Origin of the sequence: Chitinophaga varians (genome assembly GCF_014529945.1) — a bacterium.
Classification (GTDB): domain Bacteria; phylum Bacteroidota; class Bacteroidia; order Chitinophagales; family Chitinophagaceae; genus Chitinophaga; species Chitinophaga varians.
The window spans coordinates 646670-673668 of sequence record NZ_JACVFB010000003.1 but is presented as its reverse complement, the minus strand read 5'-3'; the positions used below and the strand labels follow the sequence as shown (position 1 = coordinate 673668).

General features: G+C 48.1%; 23 protein-coding genes. 14 read left to right on the top strand and 9 right to left on the bottom strand.

The genetic code is table 11. The annotated features are described in order from the left end of the window. Position 1: 1 nt before the first annotated feature. Entirely contained in the window at positions 2 to 2776 is a 2775-nt protein-coding gene (locus ICL55_RS17150) for a TonB-dependent receptor domain-containing protein (protein ID WP_188099437.1), read from the bottom strand. 237 nt (positions 2777 to 3013) lie between these two features. Here ICL55_RS17150 and ICL55_RS17145 point away from each other — a divergent pair, with 237 nt between their 5' ends. Then, positions 3014 to 4402 (top strand): Gfo/Idh/MocA family protein, encoded by a 1389-nt coding sequence (locus ICL55_RS17145; protein ID WP_188099435.1) that lies wholly within the window; start codon positions 3014 to 3016, stop codon positions 4400 to 4402. 172 nt (positions 4403 to 4574) lie between these two features. Beyond that, positions 4575 to 6620 (top strand): S9 family peptidase, encoded by a 2046-nt coding sequence (locus ICL55_RS17140; RefSeq protein WP_246496412.1) that lies wholly within the window; start codon positions 4575 to 4577, stop codon positions 6618 to 6620. 157 nt (positions 6621 to 6777) lie between these two features. On the opposite strand, the gene murI is transcribed toward ICL55_RS17140, so the two are convergent. Together murI and ICL55_RS17130 are read right to left on the bottom strand one after the other, a co-directional pair. Next, positions 6778 to 7593: a glutamate racemase gene (gene murI, locus ICL55_RS17135; RefSeq protein WP_188099430.1), complete on the bottom strand. Its 816-nt coding sequence runs from the start codon at positions 7591 to 7593 to the stop codon at positions 6778 to 6780. Between the two features lie 11 nt (positions 7594 to 7604). After that, positions 7605 to 8273 (bottom strand): carbonic anhydrase, encoded by a 669-nt coding sequence (locus ICL55_RS17130; RefSeq protein ID WP_188099427.1) that lies wholly within the window; start codon positions 8271 to 8273, stop codon positions 7605 to 7607. A 159-nt stretch (positions 8274 to 8432) separates the two neighbouring features. Between ICL55_RS17130 and ICL55_RS17125 the strand changes: the two genes are divergently transcribed. Beyond that, positions 8433 to 10076 carry an ABC-F family ATP-binding cassette domain-containing protein gene (locus ICL55_RS17125; protein WP_188099425.1) on the top strand — a complete coding sequence of 548 codons (1644 nt, stop codon included), beginning with the start codon at positions 8433 to 8435 and terminating at the stop codon, positions 10074 to 10076. 87 nt (positions 10077 to 10163) lie between these two features. On the opposite strand, the gene ICL55_RS17120 is transcribed toward ICL55_RS17125, so the two are convergent. After that, positions 10164 to 10559 carry a response regulator gene (locus tag ICL55_RS17120; protein WP_188099423.1) on the bottom strand — a complete coding sequence of 132 codons (396 nt, stop codon included), beginning with the start codon at positions 10557 to 10559 and terminating at the stop codon, positions 10164 to 10166. Between the two features lie 438 nt (positions 10560 to 10997). On the opposite strand from ICL55_RS17120, the gene ICL55_RS17115 reads away from it, so the two are divergent. Beyond that, positions 10998 to 11813 carry an acetolactate decarboxylase gene (locus tag ICL55_RS17115; protein WP_188099421.1) on the top strand — a complete coding sequence of 272 codons (816 nt, stop codon included), beginning with the start codon at positions 10998 to 11000 and terminating at the stop codon, positions 11811 to 11813. Positions 11814 to 11919: 106 nt separating this feature from the next. Here the strand turns inward: ICL55_RS17115 and ICL55_RS17110 are convergent, their stop codons facing one another. After that, positions 11920 to 12762, bottom strand: a complete 843-nt coding sequence (locus ICL55_RS17110; RefSeq protein ID WP_188099419.1) for a hypothetical protein — start codon at positions 12760 to 12762, stop codon at positions 11920 to 11922. Between the two features lie 223 nt (positions 12763 to 12985). Here ICL55_RS17110 and ICL55_RS17105 point away from each other — a divergent pair, with 223 nt between their 5' ends. The 3 genes from ICL55_RS17105 to ICL55_RS17095 are packed head-to-tail and all read left to right on the top strand — an operon-like array spanning position 12986 to position 15018. Continuing rightward, positions 12986 to 13711, top strand: a complete 726-nt coding sequence (locus tag ICL55_RS17105; protein ID WP_188099417.1) for a ribonuclease H-like domain-containing protein — start codon at positions 12986 to 12988, stop codon at positions 13709 to 13711. Between the two features lie 26 nt (positions 13712 to 13737). Then, on the top strand, positions 13738 to 14733 hold the full coding sequence (gene holA, locus ICL55_RS17100) for a DNA polymerase III subunit delta (protein WP_188099415.1): 996 nt from the start codon (positions 13738 to 13740) through the stop codon (positions 14731 to 14733). 15 nt (positions 14734 to 14748) lie between these two features. Further along, complete coding sequence (locus ICL55_RS17095; RefSeq protein WP_188099413.1) at positions 14749 to 15018, top strand: hypothetical protein; 270 nt, start codon at positions 14749 to 14751, stop codon at positions 15016 to 15018. Here the strand turns inward: ICL55_RS17095 and ICL55_RS17090 are convergent. Then, positions 15015 to 15956 carry a bifunctional riboflavin kinase/FAD synthetase gene (locus ICL55_RS17090; protein WP_188099410.1) on the bottom strand — a complete coding sequence of 314 codons (942 nt, stop codon included), beginning with the start codon at positions 15954 to 15956 and terminating at the stop codon, positions 15015 to 15017. The two genes, ICL55_RS17095 and ICL55_RS17090, sit on opposite strands and share 4 nt — an antisense overlap. Before the next feature lie 119 nt (positions 15957 to 16075). Here ICL55_RS17090 and ICL55_RS35590 point away from each other — a divergent pair, with 119 nt between their 5' ends. Then, positions 16076 to 17254, top strand: a complete 1179-nt coding sequence (locus ICL55_RS35590; protein WP_188099409.1) for an AIR synthase related protein — start codon at positions 16076 to 16078, stop codon at positions 17252 to 17254. A gap of 93 nt (positions 17255 to 17347) precedes the next feature. Here the strand turns inward: ICL55_RS35590 and ICL55_RS17080 are convergent, their stop codons facing one another. Both ICL55_RS17080 and ICL55_RS17075 read right to left on the bottom strand, forming a co-directional pair. Further along, positions 17348 to 19090 carry a M56 family metallopeptidase gene (locus ICL55_RS17080; protein WP_188099407.1) on the bottom strand — a complete coding sequence of 581 codons (1743 nt, stop codon included), beginning with the start codon at positions 19088 to 19090 and terminating at the stop codon, positions 17348 to 17350. Positions 19091 to 19138: 48 nt separating this feature from the next. Then, entirely contained in the window at positions 19139 to 19501 is a 363-nt protein-coding gene (locus ICL55_RS17075; RefSeq protein WP_188099406.1) for a BlaI/MecI/CopY family transcriptional regulator, read from the bottom strand. 236 nt (positions 19502 to 19737) lie between these two features. Here ICL55_RS17075 and ICL55_RS17070 point away from each other — a divergent pair, with 236 nt between their 5' ends. The 3 genes from ICL55_RS17070 to ICL55_RS17060 all read left to right on the top strand — a co-directional run bounded on the left by ICL55_RS17070 (position 19738) and on the right by ICL55_RS17060 (position 23332). Then, positions 19738 to 20433: a cell division ATP-binding protein FtsE gene (locus ICL55_RS17070; protein WP_169228781.1), complete on the top strand. Its 696-nt coding sequence runs from the start codon at positions 19738 to 19740 to the stop codon at positions 20431 to 20433. Positions 20434 to 20575: 142 nt separating this feature from the next. Continuing rightward, on the top strand, positions 20576 to 20848 hold the full coding sequence (gene rpsO / locus ICL55_RS17065; protein WP_168806334.1) for a 30S ribosomal protein S15: 273 nt from the start codon (positions 20576 to 20578) through the stop codon (positions 20846 to 20848). A 123-nt stretch (positions 20849 to 20971) separates the two neighbouring features. Continuing rightward, positions 20972 to 23332: a polyribonucleotide nucleotidyltransferase gene (locus tag ICL55_RS17060; RefSeq protein WP_188099404.1), complete on the top strand. Its 2361-nt coding sequence runs from the start codon at positions 20972 to 20974 to the stop codon at positions 23330 to 23332. A gap of 400 nt (positions 23333 to 23732) precedes the next feature. Here the strand turns inward: ICL55_RS17060 and ICL55_RS17055 are convergent, their stop codons facing one another. After that, positions 23733 to 24308: a hypothetical protein gene (locus ICL55_RS17055; protein ID WP_188099403.1), complete on the bottom strand. Its 576-nt coding sequence runs from the start codon at positions 24306 to 24308 to the stop codon at positions 23733 to 23735. Between the two features lie 139 nt (positions 24309 to 24447). On the opposite strand from ICL55_RS17055, the gene prmA reads away from it, so the two are divergent. From prmA to ICL55_RS17040, 3 genes are all read left to right on the top strand, one after another. After that, positions 24448 to 25275, top strand: a complete 828-nt coding sequence (prmA, locus tag ICL55_RS17050) for a 50S ribosomal protein L11 methyltransferase (protein WP_188099402.1) — start codon at positions 24448 to 24450, stop codon at positions 25273 to 25275. A 114-nt stretch (positions 25276 to 25389) separates the two neighbouring features. Beyond that, a complete protein-coding gene (gene plsY / locus ICL55_RS17045; protein ID WP_078667324.1) occupies positions 25390 to 26031 on the top strand; it encodes a glycerol-3-phosphate 1-O-acyltransferase PlsY in 642 nt (213 codons plus the stop codon). A gap of 126 nt (positions 26032 to 26157) precedes the next feature. Then, positions 26158 to 26958, top strand: a complete 801-nt coding sequence (locus tag ICL55_RS17040) for a M48 family metallopeptidase (protein ID WP_188099401.1) — start codon at positions 26158 to 26160, stop codon at positions 26956 to 26958. Positions 26959 to 26999 lie beyond the last annotated feature (41 nt).

Below are 26999 nucleotides of genomic sequence, written 5' to 3'. Positions count from 1 at the left end.
TTTAGAGTTTGAAGCGGAGGCCCAGCAGGTAAGTCTGGCCGTAAGTGTTTTTGCGGACAAATACATTTTTACCCACGGTCTGTTGCGGTACGCCGGCAGCAGATTTTTCTGTGTTAGGACTCTTGATGAACAGCTCATAAGGAGTGTTCAGCAGGTTGCCCACTTTGGCATAAGCATACAGTTTCTTCCAGATTCTTTTTTCGGCAGAGAAATCCAGTTGCACAAAGCCTTTCTGCCAGACATCGTTGTTGTAAAACTGAGACACGATGTCGATACGTTCGCCGGTATATACCATGGCCAGTTGTGCGTCGAGACCGGAATGTGCGTCCTTGTACAGCAGGGAGAGGTTACCGATATGTTTGGATTGTCCCTGCAGCGGGCGTTCCTGGCTAACGGTTTTCTGGGTGATGTTACCGTTGTCTTCACGGTACCACTGCATTTTGTTGCTGGTGATAGAAGAGTTGGTATAGGTATAGTTCAGACGGACACCAAACTTACGGATGTACTTGGCGGCTTCCAGCTCAAAACCATAGTTGGTAGCGGTACCGAAGTTGCCGCTCATCAGGTTGATGCTGCGGCCGTTTTGCACCAGCGCAGATTCAATCGGGTCTTTGATGCGTTTGTAGAATACGCCGGCCAGCAGCTGGTCCAGTGCTTTTGGGAAATACTCATAACGCAGGTCGAAGTTGTCGGAGGTAGCTCTTTTCAGGTAAGGGTTGCCTACCTCCGGATAATCCACATCAGGATCGCCGCCGCGGTGAGGAATCATTTCATAGAAACCAGGACGGCTGATAGCGGAGTAGTAGGAGAGGCGTACGTTCTGTTTATTGTCTGGCATGTATTTGAAGTGGATGCCGGGCAATACGTCAATATATTTCACACTACCGGTTTTGCCTTCCACAGAAGAAGGTACGGCAGATTCCCAGGATGCTTTGGTATGTTCTACCCTTACGCCGGCGAGGGTTTGCAGGCGGCCGATCTGGAATTTCACCTGGCCGTAGTAAGCTGCTACGTTTTCAGTGAAATCATAGTTCAGCGCGTCATCAGGAGCACCTACTCTGTTGAAGAGGGTGAGCTTGTGGGCGTCAATGTCGTTGTTGAAAGCCTGTGTGGTAGAGTCCGGGCGCAGCGTGTATTCGTCGTAGTAGCTGTGGCGTTGTTTGTTGCGGTACATACCACCCACGGAGATCTCCGTTTTTACGTTGCCAATTTTGGGTGTGTAGACAAAGTTGAGGTAGCCGCTTTTGTCTTCGTCTGAGTTACGGGCCCATTCGTGGGTAACGCCTTCCAGCGCGTCCAGCAGTACAGGCTCCTGTTTCAGGGTATTGTCTTTTTGCGGGGTAACGCCGGTATTTACATTCAGTTCGGTGCGGTTAGGTACGTTGGCGGTGGCTTTGGAATAAACGGCAGACCAGTTCATATGCAGATGGTGCGCCAGTTTGTGGTCGCCTTGTAAGGTGAAGTTGCTGATCTGTTGTACGCTGCGTTCGCTGCGGTAATTGTTGCTCACCCTGCCGGAACCCGGTACGGTACGGCCCAGTTCGAGGCTGGTGTCTGTGCTGAAGCGGAAGAGGTTCTGGCCCAGGTTCATATAGGCCGCATATAAGGATATCTGATGATCATCGTTGAACTCATAATCCACTTTTGCGTGCATGCCTGTCCGTTGTTGCTGGATGGAATAGGTCCTGTTTTTGGCGGCGGTGAAGGCAGGGGTATTATCGTTTTTGTCCACCTCTGTTTGCAGGTAGAGGGAATTGTTGGAACGATAGGTGTTTTGGTAGCTGATACCGGCGATGGCGCCCAGTTTGCCGTTTTTGCTGCGGCCGCCGGCGCTGATGCCAAATACGCTGGCAACGGGAGCTTTACCGGTATTGAGATGCAGCGGGTTGTTGGTGAAATCGCTGATGTTGGCTTCGTAGTTGTTGCCGTTGCGGATACGCGGAGATGTTTTGGCGGAGCCACTTCTGCTGAAGCGGGTGAAGTCGTTGTCAAACAGCGTTTGTGCGTAACCGATAGCGGCATTGGCATTCAGCATAAAATGTTTCGGGGCGTCTTTCATCACCATGTTGGTGGCGCCGCCGATAGCATCGCCTTCCATATTGGGGGTGATGGCTTTATATACTTCGAGGCGATCTACCAGATCGGCCGGGAAGATGTCGAGAGGAACATATCTGTTCTTGTTGTCCGGGCTGGGGATTTTAATACCATTGATCAACGTGTACTGGTATCTTTTATCCATACCACGGATGATGGCATACTGGCCGTCGCCGTTGTTGCTGCGTTCCAGCGATACGCCGGATATACGTTGCATAACGTTGGCGATGGTGATGTCCGGAGATACCTGAATAGCGGCGGCTGATACGGCGTTCAGCACCATATCTGCTTTTTGTACGGTCTTCAGGGCGCTTTTTTCGCTGCCTTTGTCGCCTTTACCGGTAACGGTAAGGGTTTTCAGGGCTACGTCTTTAGATTCCATTTCGATGGTCAGAACGCTTGCCTGTCCTTCGCAGTGGATTTTCTTTTCCACTTCATGATGTCCGAGGTCTTTTACCTTGATTTCATAATCACCTGCCGGTACATTGCGGAACACGAAACTACCATCCAGGCCGGTGGTGCCGGTAGCGGTATAGTGTTCGCTTTTCAGCTTCACCGCTGCACCTGTCAGCGGTTGACCCGTTTGTTTGTCGGTTACAGTTCCCCTCACGCCGGTAGTGGTTTGCGCCATGGCACCCATTCCCGACATGATAAAGATGAGTAGTGGTAAAAATATCTTCATACAGCATTGTTTTGTCGGGGCGAAATAACCGCTCTTCCAGCACTGTAGCACTATAGAGGCCGTTAAGTCTTTATGAAGGAATTATGAAGTTTGTATTAAGTTTTCGCCAACACGCTGAAGCGTTTTAGCAGTCCATAGAAATATGCTATCGACCGCTCATAATTCGGTTGCCCGATTGCTGATATTTTTTATTATCATAGTAACTCTTTTAAAATCTTATTAAAATCTTATTGAGATATGTCAGACCAATCCCGTAGGAAGTTTATCAAACATATAGGCAGTACGGCGGCGCTGCTGGGTATCGGCCAACTGGCGGCCCTGGGACAGGAAAATGAACCGGTGACCATCCTGCAGCCGGAGAAACCATTTTCAGCCAACGACAAAATCCGGGTGGCCTGCGTAGGCATGGGCATCATGGGCTTCGGCGATGTGGACACCGCTATCAAAGTGCCGGGTGTGGAGTTCGTGGCGGCAGCCGACCTCTATACCGGCCATCTGGACCGTGTAAAAGAGGTATACGGCTCCCAGATATTTACTACCCGTGATTACCGTGAGTTGTTGAACAGGAAAGACATTGACGCCATCATCGTGGCAACGCCCGATCACTGGCATGATACCATCTCCATCGCGGCAATGGAGGCAGGAAAGGCGGTATACTGCGAGAAACCGATGGTACAGCAGATAGAAGAAGGACATAAAGTGATTGCCACCCAGCAACGCACCAAAGCGGTGTTCCAGGTGGGTAGTCAACGGGTAAGCAGCATCGCGATGGCGGAGGCGCGTAAACGTTACCAGGCCGGCGAAATTGGCCAGCTGAATGTGGTGGAAGCCCGCATGGACCGCCACAGCGCACTCGGCGCCTGGCAGTATTCCATTCCCACAGACGCTTCCCCCGCTACCGTGGATTTTGACGCCTTCCTGAAGGATACCGCCAAAATGCCTTTTGATGCCAAGCGCTTCTTCCGCTGGCGCAACTATCAGGCGTATGGCACCGGTATCCCCGGTGATCTTTTTGTACACCTGATCTCCGGCCTGCACTTTATCACCGGCTCTCTGGGGCCTTCCAGCATCTACGCCAGCGGCAACCTGGTACAGTGGAAAGACGGCCGTGATGTGCCCGACGTTGTGGTGGCCATCTTCGACTATCCCGAAACAAAAGAACATCCGGCCTTCCAGATGACGCTCCGTGTGAACTTCGCAGACGGCAGCGGCGGTGGTGAATACACTCGCCTGATCGGCACAGACGGCGTGATGGAAATGGGATGGAACGACTTCAAAATCAAAAAACATAAACTGCCCGAAGCTCCCGGCTACGGCGGATGGGACACCTTCCGTACCTTCACTGAAAAACAACAGGCCGAATATGTAAAGGATTACAATGCCCGCTACGGCGGTAACTCCGGCAAGCCAGTCGAAACCTCCAGCAACTACGCTGCGCCGGCAGGCTATGACGACCGGCTGGACCACTTCAAAAATTTCTTTGAATCAATGCGTACAGGCAAGGCCGTAGTAGAGGACGCCACTTTTGGCCTCCGTGCTGCCGGTCCGGCACTGGTCACCAATCAGAGCTACTTCAGCAAAAAGCAGCTCCGCTGGGACCCCGTAAAAATGCGCGTACTGGCTTAATCAAAATACATTATCAAAATAGAGGCGTCATGGTATTCTTTCCATGGCGCTTTTTTATACTGAAAATATCGGCAATTGCTTAAATTGAGTAAAACCTATTTCCATGAAGAAGGTAAGCTTACTTTTACTTACAGGAATTGTGTTAATGTCTTGTCACGAAAAGAAAAAAAATATGAATAATCAGGATAACATCCAGCCACCCGTTGCAGAAAAAATACCGAAAGAACTGACCATACATGGAGACACCAGAATTGATAACTATTACTGGATGAACGATCGCGAAGATCCGAAAGTACTGGCCTGGCTAAATGCGGAAAATACCTATCTGGACACCGTAATGGCCCCCGAAAAAGAACTGCGGGCCAAACTGTTTGAAGAGATGAAAGGCCGTATCAAAGAAACGGATATGAGCGTACCCTATCTCAAAAACGGATACTACTATTACTCCCGCTACGAAAAAGGAAAGGAATATCCTATCTATTGCCGTAAGAAAGGCAGCCTCGAAGCAGACGAAGAAATTATCCTTAACGTAAACGACGTCGCTGCCGGCCATGCCTACTGCTCGGTAACAGGGCTCAGCGTTAGTCCCGATACTAAACTGCTGGCCTATGGTGTAGATACGGTTAGCCGTCGCCGTTATACCATCTTCGTAAAAAATCTCGAAACCGGTGAAATCTTCAAAGATGCTATCCAGGAAACCACCGGCGGTTCCTGCTGGGCCAACGATAACAAGACTTTCTTCTACAGCCGTAAAGATACCGTGACCCTCCGGGCTGACCGTATCATGAAACATATGCTGGGCGATAGTGCCGACAAAGAGGTTTATCACGAGAAAGATGAAACCTTCAGCCTTAGCTTACAGAAAACAAAATCCGGCAAATACATCGTCATCCACAGCGGCAGCACCCTTTCTTCCGAAAGCCGTATACTCGACGCCTCCAAACCTGATGGCGCCTTTACTGTTTTCCAGCCCCGCACCAGGGACATGTTGTATGATATCGATCACAAAGGCGATAAGTTCTACATCGTGACCAACTGGGACGCCCTCAATTTCCGGCTGATGGAAACATCATTGAACCAAACAGGCCGCGACCACTGGAAAGAAGTGATCCCTCATCGCAGTGATGTGCTGCTCAGCAGCATCGATGTATTCAAAGATTTTCTGGTACTGGAAGAAAGAAAAAACGGTCTTACCCAGATCCGGGTGATCAATGATAAAACACACCAGGACAAATACCTCTCTTTTGCCGAACCGGCTTATGATGCTTATCTGGGCATCAACCCGGAGATGGACAGCAAAGAGTTGCGCTATCAGTATACTTCCATGATCACGCCCACTTCGGTGTATGATTACAATATGGAAACCGGCAAGCAGGAACTGAAGCGTCAGCAGGAAGTATTAGGCGGTTATGATCCGAAAAGCTATACCTCCGAAAGATTGATGGCGACTGCCGCAGACGGTACGCAAATCCCCATTTCTATCGTCTACAAAAAAGATTTCCATAAAAATGGCAAAGGCCCGTTGTTGTTGTATGGATATGGCTCTTACGGCCATAGCCTCGACGCGGCTTTCAGCTCCAATCGAATCAGCCTGCTCGACCGTGGTTTTGCTTTCGCCATCGCACATGTACGTGGCGGACAGGAAATGGGACGGCAGTGGTATGAAGATGGCAAGATGTTCAAAAAGAAAAACACGTTTACCGATTTCATCGACTGCGGCGCTTATCTGGTGAAGGAAAATTATACCAATCCGGGCCAACTCTATGCCATGGGCGGTAGCGCTGGTGGCCTGTTAATGGGTGCAGTGATCAATATGCGGCCCGACCTCTTCCACGGTGTGGTGGCACAGGTGCCGTTTGTAGATGTGGTGACCACCATGCTGGATGAAAGCATTCCGCTCACCACCGGTGAGTTTGATGAATGGGGCAATCCGAAGAACAAAGACGCTTATGAATACATGAAGTCTTATTCTCCTTATGATAACGTAACGGCCAAGGCATATCCCAATCTCCTGGTGACAACCGGTTTGCACGATTCACAGGTGCAATACTTTGAACCGGCCAAATGGGTGGCCAAGCTGCGGGAGCTGAAAACAGACCATAACCTGTTGTTGCTGCATACAGATATGGAAACCGGCCATGGCGGTGCTTCCGGGCGGTTTGAGGCGTTGAAGGAAGTGGCGTTGGAATACGCTTTCCTGCTGAAGCTCGCGAAGTAATTCACGCAAAGGCGCTAAGCAGCAAAGGCGCAAAGAAAATAAATAAGATATAAAGAAAACAAAGGAGCAAAGATCATTTGATCTTTGCTCCTTTGTTTTCTTAACTCGTTTGTATGGTTCTTTGCGCCTTTGCTGCTTAGCGCCTTTGCGTGAAAAATTAGAGAGACAGCTTCTCTGACTGGACCGTTTTGCCATAGAAGATTTCTGCCATGGTATCAAAGATGGCCGGATCATCTGTGGTGAGAAAGCGGCGCTGGTTGTTCCTGTTCAGGCGGGATTCCATTTCCGGATGTCGCTTCAGGTAGTCTTTGAGGCTGTGGGCCACGATCTTGCCCTGCGACAGGACGGTGATGCCACCGGGAAGGTGTTGCCGTATTTTTTTCATCAGCAGGGGGTAGTGGGTGCATCCCAGCACCAGCGTGTCGATGTTGGACGACAGGGAAAGGATTTTGTCCAGGTATTCCCTGACGAAATAGTCGGCCCCATCGCTTTCGTGTTCGTTGTTCTCTACCAGCGGCACCCACATAGGGCAGGCCAGCTGATAGGTTTGCACCTCCGGGAAGAATTTTTTGATTTCTATCGGATAGGATGCTGAAGCAACGGTCCCTTTGGTGGCCAGAATGCCCACTTCGCCGGTCTGGGTGAGGGTCCCTACCATTTCTGTGGTAGGACGTATCACGCCGAGCACCCGTCTGTCGGGCGCTATCCGCGGCAGGTCTTTCTGTTGTATGGTACGCAGCGCTTTGGCGGATGCGGTGTTACAGGCGAGAATGACCAGCGGGCAGCCCATGTCAAACAGTTGCTGCACACACTGCAGTGTATAGGCATGGATGGTTTCAAAGCCGCGACCGCCATAGGGCGTGCGGGCATTGTCGCCCAGGTAGATATATTCGTATTGCGGCAGTTCCGCGATGATTTCTTTCAGCACGGTGAGCCCGCCGTAGCCGGAGTCAAAAACACCGATAGGCCCCATATGAGTATGCTTTATTGGTTGTTATTGTCTTTCTGCATCATACCGGAACCGGTCAGGTCGTATATCCGCTGAATTTCATGCAGTACGCCTTCGAAATCTATTTCGAGGTCTTTTAATTGGCCGTTTTTGATGTCGTACACCCATCCGTGTACCACGGGGTAGCCTTTGGCCAGATAGGATTTCTGTACTGCAGCGGTTTTGATGACATTGATGGCCTGCTCCTGCACATTCAGTTCCACGAGGCGGTTGTAGCGGTCGTGTTCATCCGTGATGGCGTTGAGCTCATCCATATGCAGACGGTACACGTCCCGGATATTACGCAGCCAGGGATTGAGAATGCCCAGGTCTTTGGGTTGCATGGCGGCTTTTACGCCCCCGCAGTTGTAATGGCCACAAACAACGATGTGTTTCACTTCGAGGTGTACCACGGCGTAGTTGATGACTGCCATCACGTTCAGATCGGTGTTGGGCACCACATTGGCGATGTTACGGTGCACAAATACCTCACCGGCTCCCAGCCCCATGATTTCGTTGGTGGGCACCCGGCTGTCGCTACAACCGATATAGAGGTACTCCGGCGTCTGGGTATCAGCCATTTTTTCAAAGAACTCCGCGTCGGTGGCCAGTTTGGACGCTATCCACTGGCGGTTGTTTTCAAATACCTGGTTATAACTTGTCATTGCCGTGATTTTTTTGTGCTAAAGATACGTACAGAAAGGTTACAGGGATACAAACCCTTAAAAATCAATCGTTAAATATTGATTTTGATATAGATCTGTTAACTTGGAATCCAGTTATAGTATTCGTACCTTTGCAGCTTCAAAATTTACATAGCCAGCATGATCAGTGTTAAAAACGTAACGCTCTCTTTTGGTAAGAGAGTATTGTTTGACGAAGTAAACCTCAATTTCACGAAAGGGAACTGTTATGGTGTGATTGGGGCTAATGGAGCAGGTAAATCTACCTTCCTGAAAATATTGTCCGGCGAAATAGAGCCGAACAAAGGCACCGTGGAAATCACCCCCGGCGAACGCATGAGCGTACTGAAACAGAACCACTTTGAGTTTGATGAGGTTACGGTACTGAATGCAGTATTGATGGGTAACAGGAAGCTGTGGGAGATTGCCAAGGAAAAAGATGAGATATATGCCAAGGAAGACTTTTCCGAGGAAGACGGTATGCGCGCCGGTGAACTGGAAGCAGAATACGGCGAAATGGGCGGTTACACAGCTGAAAGTGATGCTGGTGTACTGCTGGGCGACCTCGGTGTAAAAGAAGAATTCCACAGCGTGCTCATGAAAGAGATTCCCGGTAGCCTGAAAGTAAGGGTACTGTTGGCACAGGCACTGTTCGGTAACCCCGACATCCTGCTGCTGGATGAGCCCACGAACGACCTGGACGTGGAAACTATCGGCTGGTTGGAAAACTTCCTGGCCGACTACGAAAACATCGTGATCGTAGTATCTCACGACCGTCACTTCCTCGATGCCGTATGTACGCATGTGGCCGACGTAGACCGCGCGAAAATCCAGATCTTCTCTGGTAACTATACCTTCTGGTACGAGTCTTCCCAGTTGATGGCCCGCCAGATCGCTGATAAGAACAAGAAAATGGAAGATAAGCGGAAAGACCTCATGGACTTTATCGCCCGCTTTAGCGCCAACGCTTCCAAAAGTAAGCAGGCGACTTCCCGTAAGAAAGCCCTCGAAAAACTGGTTATTGAAGACATTCAGCCTTCTAACCGTAAATACCCGGGCATTATCTTCAAACAGCAGCGTGAGGTAGGTAACCAGATCCTGAATGTGGAAAAACTGGAAAAAGCAGTGGACGGCCGTAAACTCTTCACTGACGTCTCCTTCTCCATCAATAAAAACGATAAGGTTGCTTTCCTGTCTAAAGACCACCTGGCACTGACTACCTTCTTCCAGGTTATTAAGGACGAAGTAGCAGCAGACAGTGGTAAGGTAGAGTGGGGTACCACCGTTACCAACGCTTACCTGCCGAACGATAACTCCGCTTTCTTTACAGACCCGTCCCTGAACCTGCTGGACTGGCTGCGTCAATATGTGCCTTCACACGTAACGGATGTGGATGAGCCTTTCCTGCGCGGCTTCCTGGGTAAAATGCTCTTCGCCGGCGACGAGATCATGAAGAAAACTTCCGTATTGAGCGGTGGTGAAAAAGTACGTTGCATGGTGAGCCGTATGATGCTGCAGGACCCTAACGTGGTGATCCTCGATGAGCCTACCAACCACCTCGACCTGGAGTCTATCCAGTCTTTCAACGAAAGCATGATCAACTACAAAGGTATTGTGCTGTTCACCACTCATGACCATACGTTCATGCAGTCGGTGGCAAATCGTATCATTGAGCTGACACCTAAAGGTATCATCGATCGTATGATGACTTTCGACGAATACCTGGCCGATGAGCGGGTGAAAACACTGCGCGAAGAAATGTATAACAATGCAGTCTTTGCATAAGAAAATAAACAAAGCATAAAAACGAAGACCTGAGCACATGCTCAGGTCTTCGTTTTTTTAGTTGGAATAGTAGTTAGTAAGCAAGGACTAAAGGTATTCTTCTATTACCTTCATTTTATTCTTGTCCAGTGGCTTGGTAATATACGCCATCAGTTCAGGGGTGTGTTGCACTTTTTGCATGTCACGTACGTCCACCGAAGAGGAGCACATGATAATAGGAATATTGTTTTTGAGAGATGATTTCAGTCCGCGATATGCCTCAATAAAATCCCACCCGTTCATCCGCTGCATGTTCATGTCCAAAATGATAAGAGCAGGCAGTGTTGGTTGTGGATTACTGGATAACTGTTCCAGGGCTTCTTCTGCACACAGAAAGGAAGTAATGACAAGATTATCGTCCTGTTGCACCAACATCTTTTTGATAATGAAATGGAAAATTTCATCATCATCTACAACGTACACTATTTTGTTCATGTCTTCCATGCGAATGATTTAATTGGGCTGCTGAACTGGTCCTGTCAAATAGCATCGGCGCACAAAAAGAAGGGGAATGCAATTCCTGTATCAGAGTTCCTGTTCGCATTAAATGACCACGATTCAGGGCATAACAAATACTGAAATCGCAGATCGTTTTCATGACATAAAACGGGTTAAAGCTGGTACATTTACTCAGGTCACATCCTCGATTCAAAAGCATTGGTCCCGGTTATCCCACCATTTTTCGGTGGCCTTAGGCTATTTTGTAATTATAGTCGCAAAGAACGTTAATTTAATTTTATTTTTATATATAACTTTTTATCAATAACTAATCGTTAACAATTAGTAACGGTTAAAAAATTATCAGTATGCCGCACTGATGGCGCCTTTTGGAAGAAACCTAATACCTTCGTTCCTATTTATACCCTGAAAACTCAATTCATCATGCGTCTTACATTTTTACTTCTCCTGCTGGCAGGTAGTCTGCAAAGTGCGAAGCCTGCGCTTAAAAGCACCTCGAAAATTACCCCTCCGGACACGCTCCATCATTCCCTATTTACAGCCGGCGTCGGCTCCGCTCTTATAGGCGGCCTCTATGATGGTTTCTATCCTTATACAGCCCTTAAACAGCATGGTGATTTTGGCCTGGGAGCTCCTGACAAGCTGGATGGAGAAATAATGATCTATCAGGGAAAGATCTATCAGACCCAACACACCGGTAAGACTTTTCCGGTAGACGACAAACAACTGACACCATTCTGCATGGTTCATTTTTTTCACGCAGATAAGAAAATCGTCCTGCATCAAACACTGGATAAAACCGCGCTTTTCCATTATCTGGACAGCATTCTTACCAATGTGAACGGTATGTATGCTGTCCACATCAGCGGGAAATTCAGCTACATCAAAACCAGGGCTTTCCCTCCCGTTCAGGAACATGAACATACGCCACTGGCAGCGATGCTCGACAAACAGCAGTTCTTTGAATTTAAACAGGTACAGGGCGACCTGATCGGCTATCGCCTGCCTTACTTCATGGACAACACGAATATTTCCGGATATCACTTTCATTATCTGTCTGCACAAAAAGATGCCGGTGGGCATATCATCGATCTGAGAACGGACGATATCACCATTGAGATAGACACGCTGGACAGTTACACCATCAAGGTGCCTGTTACCAACGACTTTAATCATTTCGATTTCAAAAAGAACCGGGAGGAGGATATCAAAAGCGTGGAGAGGGGAGGGAAAAACTAAAACACTTCACTTTATGCAGGATAAATATTGCGCTGTAACAACCACATAAAAAATGGGCTAATCCTTTTGGATTAGCCCATTTTTTATATCTCTTTATCAGATCAGATTAAAACAGACCGCCTTTTCTGAGGGTAACTTTACCCTGGCCGATCTTGTAACCGTTATGATAGATTTCAACGGTATAATCACCTACTTTATAATCAGAATTCTGTTTCCAGTCCATGGTGACGGATTGTTTCTGACCAGTTGTGTAAGCCACGGTTTTTTTGGTGGTATACAGCTTTTCAGTACCGTCTTCCAGGGTGAATCTGCCGGAACCCAGTGCTTCTACCGCCAGCGGAGTATTATCCGGAGCGGTGATGGCAACGAAGATTTCTTTGTCGCCGGTAGGAGCAATTCTGTTGTCATCCAGATCGAAGCTTACCCGCATCATATCTGCACGTTTAGCTTTGGAAGTTTCCACTTCTTTGCCATTGTGTTTGATACGCAGCGGCAGCAGCTGGATATTGGAAGCATGTAATACAGAGCCCAGGTCCACTTTTTTGTTGAGGCTGTCTTTTACAACACCTACAGAGTCCCTTTCTTTACGGGCTACATCTCTTTCACCTGCCAGTACAATTTTTTCACCTTCCAGGCGCTCAATGGTCTGTTGATAACCTTCGATGCTGGATTTCAGTTGTTCAATGAGGCGACGGGCTTCAGCCAACTGGGCCTGCGTAGCATTTTTATTGCTCAGGATACTGGAAATACGAGCTTTCATATCCTGAATTTCTTTATCCTTGGTTTTCACCAGGCTGTCCATACGGGTATTCTGGGAAATCAGATCGTCCAGACGGGCGTTGGCAGCATTATATTCCTGCTGTAAGGCATCGCGGGATGAAGAAATAGAATCTACCTGAACAGTTTTTTGTGCGAGTTGCTCACTGGATTTATTTTTGTCGTACAACATATAAATCCATGTACCTGCCAGAGCCGCAATTAAAATACCGTAAATTAGACCATTGCGGCTGCGCGGTTTTTCTGGTCCGGGTGAACCCGGTGCAGGTGTGTTAAAAGTGTTCTCAGTCATAGTTGTTTGTTTTATGTTTAATTGTTATATGGTTAAAAATCGTTATTCAAAATTAGTATAATAATATAATATATTTTATCAAACGCCATAAAAGTCTTCAAACGTGTTACCTAATATAGGATTAGATCAATTATTGTTGTTGGACATAGAAACAACTCCGGCTACAGCGGCCTTGGAACAGCTGCCGGATGACATGCAACGGCTCTGGGGAGAAAAAATGGCAAAAACTGCGCCAGAATCCGAAAATGAAGCGGAACTATACGCGGACAGGGCAGGGATCTACGCCGAATTCGGAAAAATCGTATGTATATCTGTCGGCTTCTTCAGTCTGGAAAATAATGCCTACCATTTGAGGATGAAATCGTTTTATAATGACGATGAAGCAATTGTGCTCAATGGTTTTTTAGCATTGGTGGATAAATTTCATACGAAGTACCCCCACTTCCAGTTTGCCGGGCATAACATAAAAGAATTTGATATCCCTTTTATTTGCCGCCGGTCTGTTATTCATCAGTTATCTTTGCCCAAACCTTTGCAGTTACACGGCTTTAAACCATGGGAAATGCCCATGCTGGACACCCTTCAGCTTTGGCGCTTCGGAGATATACGGCATTACATTTCCCTGAAACTGCTCACGGCGGTATTAGGCATAGAAACGCCCAAAGACGATATCGACGGTAGCATGGTAGGAAAAGTATACTGGAACGACCACGACCTGGAAAGGATAGTAGCCTACTGCCAGAAAGATGTGACGGCCGTAGCCCAGTTGCTGCTCCGGTTTAAAAGATTACCCCTGTTAAAGGACGAACAGGTGACCCTGGTGAAATAATCCAGGCAAACCCACAAAAACAGATCATGGAATATCAGGATATTATACGCGACTGGAAACAAAAGAAATTCCGGCCCCTCTACTGGCTGGAAGGAGAAGAAGAGTTTTTTATTGATCAGGTGACCGCCTACGCGGAACATGACCTGCTCGATGAAGCGGAAAAAGGATTTAACCTCACCGTACTGTATGGCAAAGACACCGACTGGACGGCCGTGGTCAACGCCTGCCGCCGCTATCCCATGTTTGCGGAAAAACAGGTGGTCGTGCTCAAGGAAGCCCAGTCTATGCGCGATCTGCTCAAGCTGGAAGGCTATATCGAAAACCTGATGCCGTCTACCGTGTTTGTCGTGGCCCACAAACAGGGCAAAATAGACGGCCGCAGCAAAATGGCCAAACTGATCAAGGAAAAAGGCGTGCTGCTATCCACCAAAAAAATGTACGATAACCAGCTCCCCGCCTGGGTGGAAGCCTACGTGAGCAGCAGGGAACTGGCCATTACGCAGAAAGCCGCTATCCTGCTGGTGGATCATATCGGCAACGACCTTTCCCGTATCGCCAACGAAATAGATAAACTGCTGGTCAATCTGCCGGCAGGCAAAAAAATCGATGAAGGGGACATCGAAAAATATGTGGGCATCAGCAAGGAATACAATGTATTTGAACTGCAAAACGCCCTCGGACAAAAGAACGCCGACAAAGTGTTCCGCATCATCTCCTATTTTGCTGCCAACCCCAAAGCCGCACCTATTCAAATGACGCTGCCGGCGCTGTATAACTTCTTTGCTAAAGTGAACCTGATCTTTGGCGTGAAAGGAGCCGAAAAGGAAGTGGCCGCCGCATTGGGCGTACATCCGTTTTTTGTGAAGGATTATATGGCGGCCGCCCGCCAGTATGGCCCGGAAGGCACGGAAAAAGCGATTCTGTTGTTACAGCAATACAACTTACGCAGCATCGGTATCAACGACGCAGGGGTGGAAGATGGTGAACTGATGAAGGAACTGATGTATAAAGTAATGAACTGATTAAACTTATCTGAGATGCACCCTGTATTACGCATCATACTCGGCATCGTTATACTCCTGGCAGGATCTTATGCGCTATTCTGCAGTATTACATTCGTCAGGGTAATGATCAACCTCCATCCGGTAATGAAAAACGGTGGCTATACCCCGGGCTATATTTTTCAGGCAGGGGGGATGGTGGCTGCGGGACTGCTGCTCACCGGCTATTTTTTCTATAAAGCCTATAAGCTATTGAGGCCCCGGAAGAAAGAGGAGCCTATCGAATTGCTGGGAGAAGAGCTCTAAGCCTTTGCTCCCAGTATCTCTCTTGACTGCACAGAGTCTTTGTCCATCTGCACGATCAGATCTTTAATATCGTCAAATTTCTGATTGGAACGGATATAGGCGATGAAATAAACGGTCAGCTCCTGATCGTAGAGGTCTTCATTAAAATCAAACAGGTGTACTTCCAGCCGGAGGTCGGTACCATTAAAGGTAGGACGGAAGCCGATGCTCATCACGGCGGGCAACAGGCTGTCATGGCCAGGTGCTTTTACCCGTACCGCGTAAATGCCTTCTGCCGGGATAAGTTTTCGTTCGTCTTTCAGGTGCAGGTTAGCAGTCGGATAACCCAGCTGCCGGCCCATCTTATCGCCATGTACCACGGTGCCGCTCAGAAAATACGGATAGCCCAGCAGCTCGTTGGCCAGTAATACCTCGCCTTCCTGCAGGCTTTTACGGATTTTGGTAGAGCTCACGGTGAGATCGTTGACTACCTGCTGGGGTATTTCCACCAGCCGGAAACCGTATTGTTGTTGTTCTGCTTCCAGCAGTTCCAGCCCACCTTCGCGGTTGTGGCCAAAACGGTGGTCGTAACCAATAATAATAGTATGTGGCTTGAAACGGGCTACCAGGAAGTCTTCCAGGTATTCGCGGGCGGAGAGCTCGGAAAAAGCTTTGGTGAAGGGGACCACCACCAGATGATCGATACCGGCCTGCTCCAACAAGGCTATTTTTTCCGGCAGCGTGGTAAGCAGCCTGATATTGTTGGGGCGGGGCATTAATACTTCCCGCGGATGTGGGTCAAAGGTGACGATCACAGTCTCTCCGTCACACTCCGCAGCTGCCTGCTCCAGTTGTTGTATAATGAAGCGGTGTCCTGCATGTACGCCATCAAAAGTGCCTATCGTGATAATCGCATTACGGAATTCCGGTAAATGCTTTAAGTCCCTGTGAACCTGCATATAATTCAATAACATCAAAAATGCCATGCAAATCTAACACATTCAGCGGGCATTATGCAGGGAATCTGTTACTTTTGCAGCCAGATTGTTTCTTTATTCTCATTTTTATTTGATTTCCGGTGGATAATAATATTTACGCCAAACGTGGTGTTTCAGCTGGCAAGGAAGATGTGCACAATGCCATTAAAAATATTGATAAAGGCCTGTTTCCGAAGGCTTTCTGCAAAATAGTGCCGGATATCCTCGGTGGCGACGAAGCTTATTGCAATATCATGCATGCGGATGGCGCAGGCACCAAATCCTCCCTGGCTTACATGTACTGGAAGGAAACCGGCGATCTGAGCGTATGGAAAGGTATTGCACAGGACGCTATTATCATGAACATGGACGACCTGCTCTGCGTAGGCGCTACTGATAATATCCTGTTGTCTTCCACCATCGGCCGTAATAAACAACTGCTGCCGGGTGAAGTAATCGCTGCTATCATCAATGGCACCGAAGATATTCTGGCAGAACTGCGCAAACATGGTATCAGCATCTATTCCACCGGCGGGGAAACCGCAGATGTGGGAGACCTGGTACGGACCATCATCGTGGATTCTACGGTGACTGCCCGCATGAAACGCAGCGACGTAATTTCCAACGATCGTATTCAGGCCGGCGATGTGGTAGTGGGACTGGCCTCCTACGGGCAAGCCACCTACGAAACGGAATACAACGGTGGCATGGGCAGCAATGGCCTTACCAGCGCCCGTCACGATGTGTTCAATAAAGCCATGGCCGCAAAATATCCGGAGAGCTATGATCCCGGTATTCCGGCTGAACTGGTGTTCAGCGGTAAAAAAGCCCTGACAGACAAAGTGGATATTCCCGGCTTCGGCGCTATAGATGCCGGTAAACTGGTACTGTCACCCACACGTACCTATGCACCGGTGATCAAAAAAGTATTGGAACAGTTCCGTCCACAGATACATGGCATGGTGCATTGCAGCGGTGGCGCACAAACCAAAGTGCTGCATTTCATCGAAAACCTGCATGTGATCAAAGACAACCTGTTCCCTGTTCCGCCACTGTTTACCCTGATCCAGGAGCAGTCCGGAACTTCCTGGAAAGAGATGTATCAGGTGTTCAATATGGGCCACCGGATGGAATTGTACGTACCGGAAGCAATTGCGGCAGATATCATCCATATCTCCAAAAGCTTTAACATCGATGCGCAGATTATCGGACGGGTAGAAGCTGCGGCACAGAAACAAGTCACCGTAAAAGCGCCGGCAGGCACTTTTATCTACCAATAGAAAAAATGCTTTAGCATAAAAAATAAGCGCCGGGCCCTTCAGGTCCGGCGCGCTTGTTTTAGTTTTAGCAAAAATGGATTATTGATATTGATATTACTCTTGTAAGGTAAAACGGATAGGTAGATTAAACTGCACGTTTACGTCCCTGCCGTTTTGTTTTCCCGCATGCCACCGGGGCATGGCACTTACCACCCGGATCGCTTCGTCTTCAAGGCCGTTGCCCTTTGCAGCGCCAACAGTACGGGTGTCTTTTATATACCCTTCCTTGTCTACCACAAACTGAACGAATATGGTGCCGCTGGTGCCTTTTTCCTGTGCTTCCCTGGGATAACGGATATTTCTTGCCAGATAGCGGCTCAGGGCTTCTTCACCACCCTCGAAGGTAGGCGGGTTTTCCACAAAGGTGAATACCTCATCAGCACCTGATAGTGTGTTCTGCGTCACTTCTTTGGTTGAGTTGGCATCTCCGACAACAATCATCCCCAGATTTTTCTCCAGTTTGAATTGTATGGGAATCATGTAATCCACGGCTACTTTCCGGCCATCTTTCTCTGCCGGTTTCCATGAAGGCATGGCTTTGACTACCCGGATGGCCTCTTCTTCGAGTCGGGCTCCCAGCGGAGTATTGATGGCTTCGGCATGGGTGATATTGCCATGTGCATCGATAATGAAATGAACTTTCACCGTACCCTGGATACCTTTCTCGAAGGCCACCTTCGGGTAACGGGTGTTACGGCTCAGATAGAGGGCCAGCGCCTGGTCGCCGCCGGGGTAAGAGGGAAAAGCGGTCAGGTCGGCGGGGTCTACCCGCATTACAGAAACAGTGCTATCGATGATGCCGGTTTTAGGACGGATGGTATCGCCAGGCATTGGTGTAGCCTGCGTCACCGGGGTAGGTGCTTCCGGTTGCACGGACTGATTTAATATACTGCCGGAGGGGACCAGCGCCCGAATGGCGGATGGACGCTGGTCGACCACAAAGGCTAGTGAGCAGAAGATGGCGGCGCCGAGCGGCAATACCAGTATCCTGCGCAAATAACTGAATCGGGGTTGACGGAATTGGGTAAGCATAAAAATTCGCCGTTTTATCGGCGGATGGAAAAAATCGTTGGTAATCGAGAACTGCCTGCTGTTAAAGGCATTGCGGAGAATGTTTTCAGCATAACCCTTTACTTCGTTGCCGGCTGCTTTCTGGTCTGCGATGAATTCATGCACGAGGGACAATTCCCTTTTTATCAGATAGAAGAAAGGATTGATCCAGCAAACAGCGGTGATTACTTCCAGCAGCATTTTGTCGATGCTGTGTTTTTCACGCAGATGTACCAGCTCATGTTGCAGCACCTGTTTGTTGTCCGGCGTATCGAGGCTGGAATCCATGTCCCAGAAGATATACCGGAAGAAAGAAAAAGGTGCTTTTACCTGTGGGTGACGGGCAAAACGGAACGGTGGAATTTCCTGCACCGTGCTGCGTCGTATCAGTCTGCGGATCCCGAAGATGCCGGCCAGTAAACGGCACAGCAGGAAGGCGACTACGATAGCATATATAACGGTGAGGGCTATACGTAAATAGACAATGGGGTCTGTGGTAGGAATGGCGGCGGCAGGTTCCCGCAGCGTAAGGATTTTGCTGGTGTAAGTCAGTACCGCAGCGGTTTTTTCGTTGTTATTGGGTAGCGGTATCCGTAGCAGCGGGGTGACTAACGATACCAGGGTAATAAGCATCAGGTAGTACCGGTTCCATTGGTGAAACCGGTTATTACGCAGGGCCAGATGGTAATAGCCATATAGAAGGGCACTGCACAGTACAACTTTCTCCAGATAGATAAGCGCTGTCATGTGGAATTCTTTTAAATCGGATGATAAAGATGAGCGGTCCTGCTGTTATTATTTGTCGTGGTCCTTGATTTTCTTTATCAACTGTTCCAGATCGTTAACACTGATTTCTTTTTCCTTCACAAAAAAGGACACCATGTTGCTGAAAGAACCACCGAAATAGCTTTTGGCCAGGCTATTCAGTGTTTTATGGCTATAGGCTTCTTTTGTGATCAGGGCATGGTACTGATGGGATTTACCAAAAGCCTTGAAGTCCACAAATCCTTTTTCAATGAGGATTTTTACCAGGGTGGATACCGTGTTGTAATGCGGTTTTGGTTCCGGCATTGCTTCTATGATATCTTTCACGAAGGCCGGCCCTGTTTGCCATAGCGCCTGCATGATCTGTTCTTCCGCTTTGGTAAGTTGCTTCATGGCTGGTGGAAATTAATGTTACCAAGTTACAACTAAATTTTTAGTTCTGCAACTATTGTTTTAGTTTTTAAGATGGTATCTGCCGGTGGAGATAATTTTTCAGGCAGTTGTTTGCCGGGTTAGGAGGGGAGTGTTGGGCTGTGGTGAAATTTTGTTGCCGCAAGACACAACGAATTATTTTTTAATTGGTTATTTTTGTCGCCATAACGCAGTTTAGCATTAAACAGAACATGTACATGACACCCGAACAGCCGATTATCCAGTTAACGAATGCCAGTATTTACCAGGGAAATTCTTTGATTTTGTCTGATGTGAATATAACGGTGAATAAAGGAGAGTTTGTATATCTTATTGGTAAAACGGGGACAGGCAAGTCCAGTCTGTTAAAGACTCTTTACGGGGATTTGCCTTTAAAGGACGGAACGGGTCAGGTAGTAGGGTTTGATCTGAAGAAGATGGACTGGAAGAAGGTGCCTTACCTGCGTCGTAATCTGGGCGTGGTGTTCCAGGACTTTCAGTTGCTGACCGACCGGAACGTGCATGACAACCTGAAATTTGCGCTGCGGGCTACGGGCTGGCAGGACAACAAGCAGATGGAAGATAAGATAGCCGATGTGCTGGACAAGGTGGGGTTGAGCACTAAAGGTTTTAAGATGCCGTATGAATTGTCTGGCGGAGAGCAGCAGCGTATCGACATTGCGCGGGCCATGCTTAATTCGCCCCGGCTGATCCTGGCCGACGAGCCTACCGGTAACCTGGACCCTGAAACTTCCGATGGTATTATGCAGCTGTTGTTCCGTATTTGCCGGGAGGGTACCGCTATTGTGATGGCTACCCACGACTATATCGTTTTACAGAAGTTCCCTTCCCGTGTGTTGCGCACTGAAAACGGACATGTGACCGACAATGCCGCCCTGAATTTTTCTGCCTAATTGATCTGAAGTGGTTTACAGATATAAAATATTCAGAATTAATTATAAATTCCGGCTTTATTGGTAATTCGTATTTTTTAAATTACCTTTGCACCGGAAAAATAGCGACAAAAAACATTATTATTACTTATTATTATTAAAGATGTCTTACTTAACTGTTGAAAAGAAAGCCAATATTTTTAAGGAATTTGGTGGAAGCGAGAAAAATACAGGCTCCGTGGAAGCGCAAATTGCCCTGCTGACTGAGCGTATCAACAGCATTTCCGGTCACCTGAAACAAAACAAAAAAGATTTCTCCACTCATCGTGGTCTGATGAAAATGGTAGGTCAGAGAAAGCGTTTGCTCGCTTATCTGTCTAAAACCAACCTCACTGGCTATCGTGCCCTCATTGAGAAGTTAGGTATCAGGAAGTAACCATGACTTAATTATAGCGCTATTCCCAACTATTATGTTGGGAATAGTTTTTTTGTATGTATACGTTTTGTTATCCTTGTGATTGTAAATGGATAACGTTATCTAATTAATCCTCACTTTTTTATGAATCTGACACCTATCTCAGTGAAGTTCGATATAGGAGACGGTCGTATCGTGACCATCGAGACCGGCAAGTTGGCCCGTCAGGCTGACGGAGCGGTAACGGTGCGTTTGGGGAATGCAATTCTGCTGGCCACTGTGGTAGCGAATAAAGAACCTAAACCCGGCCAGTCATTCTTCCCGCTTACTGTTGACTACCAGGAAAAATTTGCTTCTGCCGGCCGCATACCCGGATCTTTTTTCAAACGCGAAGGCAGACTATCCGATTCTGAAGTCCTGATCTCCCGCCTGATTGACCGTGCATTACGCCCGCTGTTCCCCGACAACTATTTCTGTGAAGTACAGGTACTGGTTACACTCATCTCTTCTGATCCTGAAGTAATGCCCGATGCACTGGCCTGTCTGGCTGCATCTGCTGCGCTCGCAGTGTCTGACGTTCCCATCCAGGAAATCATCTCCGAAGTACGTGTGGCCCGCATCGAGGGTAAATATGTGATCAACCCGAACCGTTCCGATCTGGCGAAAGCTGATATGGACTTCATCATTGGTGCTACTGAAAAGAACATCATGATGGTGGAAGGGGAGAGCAAGGAGTGCCAGGAAGAAGACCTGATCGCCGCCATCGAAGCCGCACACGCTGCTATCAGAATACAGGTGAAAGCTCAGGAAGAACTGCGCGACCAGAAAGGTGTGAAAGGCAAACGTGAATACACGCTGCCTCACCAAAACGAAGAACTGAAGGCAAAAGTGATCGCTTTTGCGAAAGATAAAATTTACGCGGTAGCGAAATCCGCTTCTGCCAAGCACGACCGCAGCGATGCGTTCAAAAAAATCGCTGAAGAGCTGAAAGAAAGCCTCGGTGAACTGCCGGAAGAAGATGCACCGCTCGTAGGTGAATACTTCCACGACCTGGAAAAAGAAGTGATCCGTAACATGATCCTGGATGAGTCTATCCGTCTGGATGGCCGTTCCCTGGACCAGGTACGTCCGCTGGCGATGGAAACAGACATCCTGCCTTCTCCGCACGGTTCTGCACTGTTCACCCGTGGTGAAACCCAGTCCCTGACAACTGTTACCCTGGGTACACCGGAAGATGAGCTGCTGATCGAAAGCGCTGCTGTTTCCAACTACGTTAAATTCATCCTGCACTACAACTTCCCGCCATTCTCCACCGGTGAGGTGAAAATGATGCGCGGCCCCGGCCGTCGTGAAGTTGGGCACGGTAACCTGGCGATGCGCTCTCTGAAGCAAATGATGCCGGGCTCCGAATACCCTTACACGGTACGTGTAGTATCCGATATCCTCGAGTCAAACGGTTCTTCCTCCATGGCTACCGTATGTGCCGGTTCACTGGCACTGATGGACGCAGGTGTTCCATTACCGAAACACGTTTCCGGCGTGGCAATGGGGCTGATCTCCCGTGCTTCTGATGGCAAATGGGCGGTACTGACCGACATCCTGGGTGATGAAGACCACCTCGGTGATATGGACTTTAAAGTAACCGGTACCCGCGACGGTATCGTGGGCATTCAGATGGACATCAAAGTGGATGGCCTCAGCATGGATGTAATGCGTTCCGCACTGGCCCAGGCCAAGAAAGGACGTCTGCACATCGTTGAAGCGATGTATGCTGTTGTTCCTGCTGCCCGTCCTGAACCGAAACCACACGCACCACGTATGGAGAAGATCATCATCGACCGCGAATTTATCGGCGCAGTGATCGGACCCGGTGGTAAAATTATACAGGAGATCCAACGCGAAACCGGTACTACCATCAACATTGAAGAGGTAGGCGAAACCGGCGAAGTGAGCATCTTCTCTGCACAGAAAGATGGCCTGGACAGAGCTGTGGCATGGGTAAAAGGCATCGTAGCCGTTCCGGAAGTAGGAGAGGTATACGAGTCTGTGGTAAAATCCATTATGCCTTACGGTGCATTCGTAGAGTTCATGCCAGGCAAACAAGGCCTGCTGCACATCTCCGAAGTGTCCTGGAAGCGCCTCGAAACCATGGAAGGCGTATTGTCTGAAGGTGAAAAGGTAAAAGTGAAACTCACCGGCACTGATCCTAAAACCGGTAAGTTCAAACTGAGCCGTAAAGTGCTGATGCCTAAACCAGAAGGTTATGTAGAACGCGAAGAAGGCGATCGCGGCGAACGCCGTGACCGTGGTGATCGCGGAGATCGTGGTGGTGATCGCGGTGACAGACGTGACCGTGGCCCTCGCGACGACAGACGCGGTGGTGGTGATCGTGGTGACAGACGCGGCCCTCGTGAAGATCGTGGTCCCCGTGAAGACCGTGGTCCTCGCCCGGAACGTCAGGACTACCCTGAAAAACCACAGGAACCTACCTTCGACGAAGAATAGTTTATAACTGAAATTAGATAAATGAAAAAGCAGCTACTGTCTAGTAGCTGCTTTTTCATTTTAAGAAGGTCCAAAATGATTTGTTCGTTAAACGTAAAAAAACCTTCATTTGAAAGGAATTGAACAACATCATAGCCAGGGCTTTAATGGTTTGTTCGTTAAACGTAAAAAACCTTCATTCGGAAGGAATTGAACAACATCATAGCCAGGGCTTTAATGGTTTGTTTATATGTTCAGAAGCATAAACGTAAGAAACCTTCATTTGAAAGGAATTGAACAACATCGTAGCCCAGGGCTTTAATGGTTTGTTCGTTAAACGTAAAAAACCTTCATTTGAAAGGAATTGAACAACATCGTAGCCCAGGGCTTTAGCCCTGGGAATCCGGGATCCCGCGAACGTTTATCGATGCGTGATTTGTTCCACGCAGAAGGTGCTTTCGCGGAAAATTTCCTTGCCGTTGTTCATCCGGAATACCCGATAGTTATTGTTATTAATCGGTTCAAAGATGAGTTTGTATGCCGGTTGTACAATTTTGCTGCCGCGTTCTACGATCTTCAGGTTACCGGTGGCCAACAGGTCGGGCAGTATTTCTTCCACGTAAGGCATCAGGATACCGCAGTCTTCGGCCCATAACAGGTTCATTTTATCCGTGCGGAAGTTGATTTCCTTGTTGAGCGTGTCTTCCACGAAGCAGTAGGCTTTCAGGAAGTGGTTGGCCATGTCGTTGTTGTTGAGCCTGGAAAACTGGATGTTACGGAATACTTTATTGCTGTTTTTGTTGTTGCGTAGGGTCGTATCCATGGTGATCATGTAATCGAGCAGATGCTGGCGGTCGAAGATCAGTACGGCGTTGTCTCCCTGATATACGATGGAGTCTCTGAATGGCTCGGAGGGCGGTTGTACTTTGATCACTGTTTGTGCTGTGGCGGCCCATGAGCAGGCAATGCCTGCGAGCAGGAGCAGTAATGTTTTCATAGGTAATATTGGTTAATTTTTATATGTCAAATATAATGATATTAATATAAAATGTTATAAATTGATGCCGGGGTAAATATTTTCTTACTATTTCGCTGTGCTGGCGGATGTTTCAGGCAAATGATTATATTTGCCGCATATGTCACATATTGCTATTACGCTGCGGGCCAACGCTGAACAGGCTGACCTGCTGATTGCCCGGTTGTCGGATACAGGTTATGAGGGATTTGAGGAGCAAGCGGACCAACTGATTGCCTATATTCCGGAAGCTGACTTTGATGAAGCGTTATTGCAGTCGATGCTGGTACCTTACGGTATAACCTATACGAAAGAGACGATTGAGCAGACCAACTGGAATGCAGTGTGGGAAAGCAATTTCGAACCTGTGCAGGTAGATGACTTTTGTGGCATCAGGGCCGGTTTTCATCCGCCTTTTACGCCGGCGCCAACCTATGAGATTGTGATCACGCCCAAGATGTCATTTGGTACAGGGCATCACGCCACTACCTCTTCGATGATACGGTTGATGCAACACCTTTCGTTTGAAGGAAAAAAAGTATTCGATTTTGGTACCGGTACGGGCATTCTGGCTATCCTGGCCGATATGATGGGAGCAGCACAAACAGATGCGATCGATTACGATGAATGGGCTGTGAACAATACGCTGGAGAACATCCATACGAATCACACCCAACATACAACGGTATGGCAGGCTGACAACCTGGATGCGGTGACGGGTACATATGATATTATCCTGGCCAACATCAATCTGAACGTACTATTGAAGTTTATGAACGATATGCGCCGTTTGATGGTGCCGGATGGCATCCTTTTGCTGAGCGGCATTATGCCATCAGATGAACAGCAAATACTCGCATCAGCAGTTCCGGCAGGCTTCGTGCTCCTGGAAAAAATCGAAAAAGACAACTGGCTGGCACTGAAACTGAAGGCTGGTAACAAGGAATAGTTTAAAGTTTTATATGAAAAGTGCTGATAATCCAACTTTTGTGTTACAAACTTTTCTAATGTTTGCTTAATTTTAACACAGAATTTGTTATCTTAGCAATCCTAACTTATAGTGATGACAGAAATTTTATTGCTTTTTTGTGCTTATCTGATCGGTTCTGTTCCTACAGCTGTATGGGTAAGTAAAGGCGTCTTCGGGATGGATATCAGGGAATATGGCAGCGGTAACGCCGGTGCTACCAATACATTCCGGGTACTGGGCCCCAAAGCAGGAACTTTTGTGATGGTGGTAGACATGTTGAAAGGTGTACTGGCTGTACGGTTAGCATATCTCGTATCTTACTATCATGATCCCGAACACCTTACCCAGTTGGTGAACCTTCAGATCGGACTGGGCCTGACTGCGGTAGTAGGGCATATTTTCCCTATCTGGGCTAACTTCCGTGGCGGTAAAGGTATCGCTACCCTGTTCGGCCTGGTACTGGCCATTCAGCCGGTAGTGGCATTGTGCTGCGTAGGCGTATTTCTGATGATCCTCTTCCTGACCCGTTATGTGTCTTTAAGTTCTATCATCGCCAGCATCGCATTTCCTGTCCTGATTCTCTATATCTTTAATGAACCTGAAATATACTATCGCATCTTCGCCATAGCAGTGGCATTGATGGTAGTGTTAACACACCAGAAAAACATTACCCGTCTGTTGAAAGGCAACGAGAGTAAAGTTCCTTTGTTCAGGAACAGAAAGGAAAAACATTAATTCAACTTTTTAGTCATAAACTTCAAAGCATAAAGCAGAAAGCCGGGCCAACTAAAGTGTGCACGCTTTTTGCTTTATGCTTTTCTGCATTATAAAGCTTTTCTGCATTATAAATTTGATTCACCCATGAAAAAGATCGCACTTATCTTTACTGCCGGCATCGGACTGTTAGCAGCGTGTACCCGTGTACCTATAACAGGACGTAGCCAGTTAAACCTGCTCCCCGAAAGCACCATGCAATCTATGGCGCTCCAGGAATACCAATCATTTCTCTCCTCCAACAAAGTAGTGTCACAAAGCAGCAACAGGGACGCGGAAATGGTGAAAAGGGTAGGGCAACGTATTGCCGGCGCCGTTACAGCTTACATGAACCAAAACGGCATGGGCAGCCAGATCGCTGATTACAAATGGGAATTTAACCTGGTCGATAGTAAAGAGGTGAACGCCTGGTGTATGCCGGGAGGTAAAGTGGTGGTATATACCGGATTATTGCCTGTAACCCAGAACGAAACCGCACTGGCCTGTGTAATGGGTCACGAAATTGCCCACGCTATCGCTCGTCATGGTAACGAACGTATGAGCCAGGGATTGATCGCACAAGGTATCCAGGTAGCTGGTTCCGTAGCGCTGGGTAAAAATCCTACCGCGGTTAACCTCTTTAATCAGGCTTTTGGCGTAGGCGGTAACCTCGGCATCATGGCTTTCTCCCGCGCCAATGAACTGGAAGCAGATCACCTCGGTGTTATCTTTATGGCCATGGCCGGTTACAACCCACAGGAATCCATTCCTTTCTGGCAACGGATGGCTAATATGAGCAACGGTCAGAAACCACCGGAGTTTATGAGCACTCACCCCAGCGACGCCAGACGTGTACAACAGCTCCAGCAATTGATGCCGGAAGCCATGAAGTACTACAAACCCAGATAATTTGGCTATTTAATCATTTGGATATTAAAAAAGCAGCGGAG

Coding starts and splice junctions, on each gene's coding strand:
- ICL55_RS17120 (WP_188099423.1), bottom strand. CDS start 10,559: ATGGAAGACATGAACAAAATAGTGTACGTTGTAGATGATGATGAAATT.
- ICL55_RS17115 (WP_188099421.1), top strand. CDS start 10,998: ATGCGTCTTACATTTTTACTTCTCCTGCTGGCAGGTAGTCTGCAAAGT.
- ICL55_RS17040 (WP_188099401.1), top strand. CDS start 26,158: ATGAAAAAGATCGCACTTATCTTTACTGCCGGCATCGGACTGTTAGCA.
- rpsO (WP_168806334.1), top strand. CDS start 20,576: ATGTCTTACTTAACTGTTGAAAAGAAAGCCAATATTTTTAAGGAATTT.
- ICL55_RS17075 (WP_188099406.1), bottom strand. CDS start 19,501: ATGAAGCAACTTACCAAAGCGGAAGAACAGATCATGCAGGCGCTATGG.
- ICL55_RS17150 (WP_188099437.1), bottom strand. CDS start 2,776: ATGAAGATATTTTTACCACTACTCATCTTTATCATGTCGGGAATGGGT.
- ICL55_RS17145 (WP_188099435.1), top strand. CDS start 3,014: ATGTCAGACCAATCCCGTAGGAAGTTTATCAAACATATAGGCAGTACG.
- plsY (WP_078667324.1), top strand. CDS start 25,390: ATGACAGAAATTTTATTGCTTTTTTGTGCTTATCTGATCGGTTCTGTT.
- ICL55_RS17060 (WP_188099404.1), top strand. CDS start 20,972: ATGAATCTGACACCTATCTCAGTGAAGTTCGATATAGGAGACGGTCGT.
- ICL55_RS17130 (WP_188099427.1), bottom strand. CDS start 8,273: ATGACAAGTTATAACCAGGTATTTGAAAACAACCGCCAGTGGATAGCG.
- ICL55_RS17125 (WP_188099425.1), top strand. CDS start 8,433: ATGATCAGTGTTAAAAACGTAACGCTCTCTTTTGGTAAGAGAGTATTG.
- ICL55_RS17080 (WP_188099407.1), bottom strand. CDS start 19,090: ATGACAGCGCTTATCTATCTGGAGAAAGTTGTACTGTGCAGTGCCCTT.
- ICL55_RS17110 (WP_188099419.1), bottom strand. CDS start 12,762: ATGTTGTACGACAAAAATAAATCCAGTGAGCAACTCGCACAAAAAACT.
- ICL55_RS17055 (WP_188099403.1), bottom strand. CDS start 24,308: ATGAAAACATTACTGCTCCTGCTCGCAGGCATTGCCTGCTCATGGGCC.
- ICL55_RS17070 (WP_169228781.1), top strand. CDS start 19,738: ATGACACCCGAACAGCCGATTATCCAGTTAACGAATGCCAGTATTTAC.
- prmA (WP_188099402.1), top strand. CDS start 24,448: ATGTCACATATTGCTATTACGCTGCGGGCCAACGCTGAACAGGCTGAC.
- ICL55_RS17095 (WP_188099413.1), top strand. CDS start 14,749: ATGCACCCTGTATTACGCATCATACTCGGCATCGTTATACTCCTGGCA.
- ICL55_RS17140 (WP_246496412.1), top strand. CDS start 4,575: ATGAATAATCAGGATAACATCCAGCCACCCGTTGCAGAAAAAATACCG.
- murI (WP_188099430.1), bottom strand. CDS start 7,593: ATGGGGCCTATCGGTGTTTTTGACTCCGGCTACGGCGGGCTCACCGTG.
- holA (WP_188099415.1), top strand. CDS start 13,738: ATGGAATATCAGGATATTATACGCGACTGGAAACAAAAGAAATTCCGG.
- ICL55_RS17090 (WP_188099410.1), bottom strand. CDS start 15,956: ATGCAGGTTCACAGGGACTTAAAGCATTTACCGGAATTCCGTAATGCG.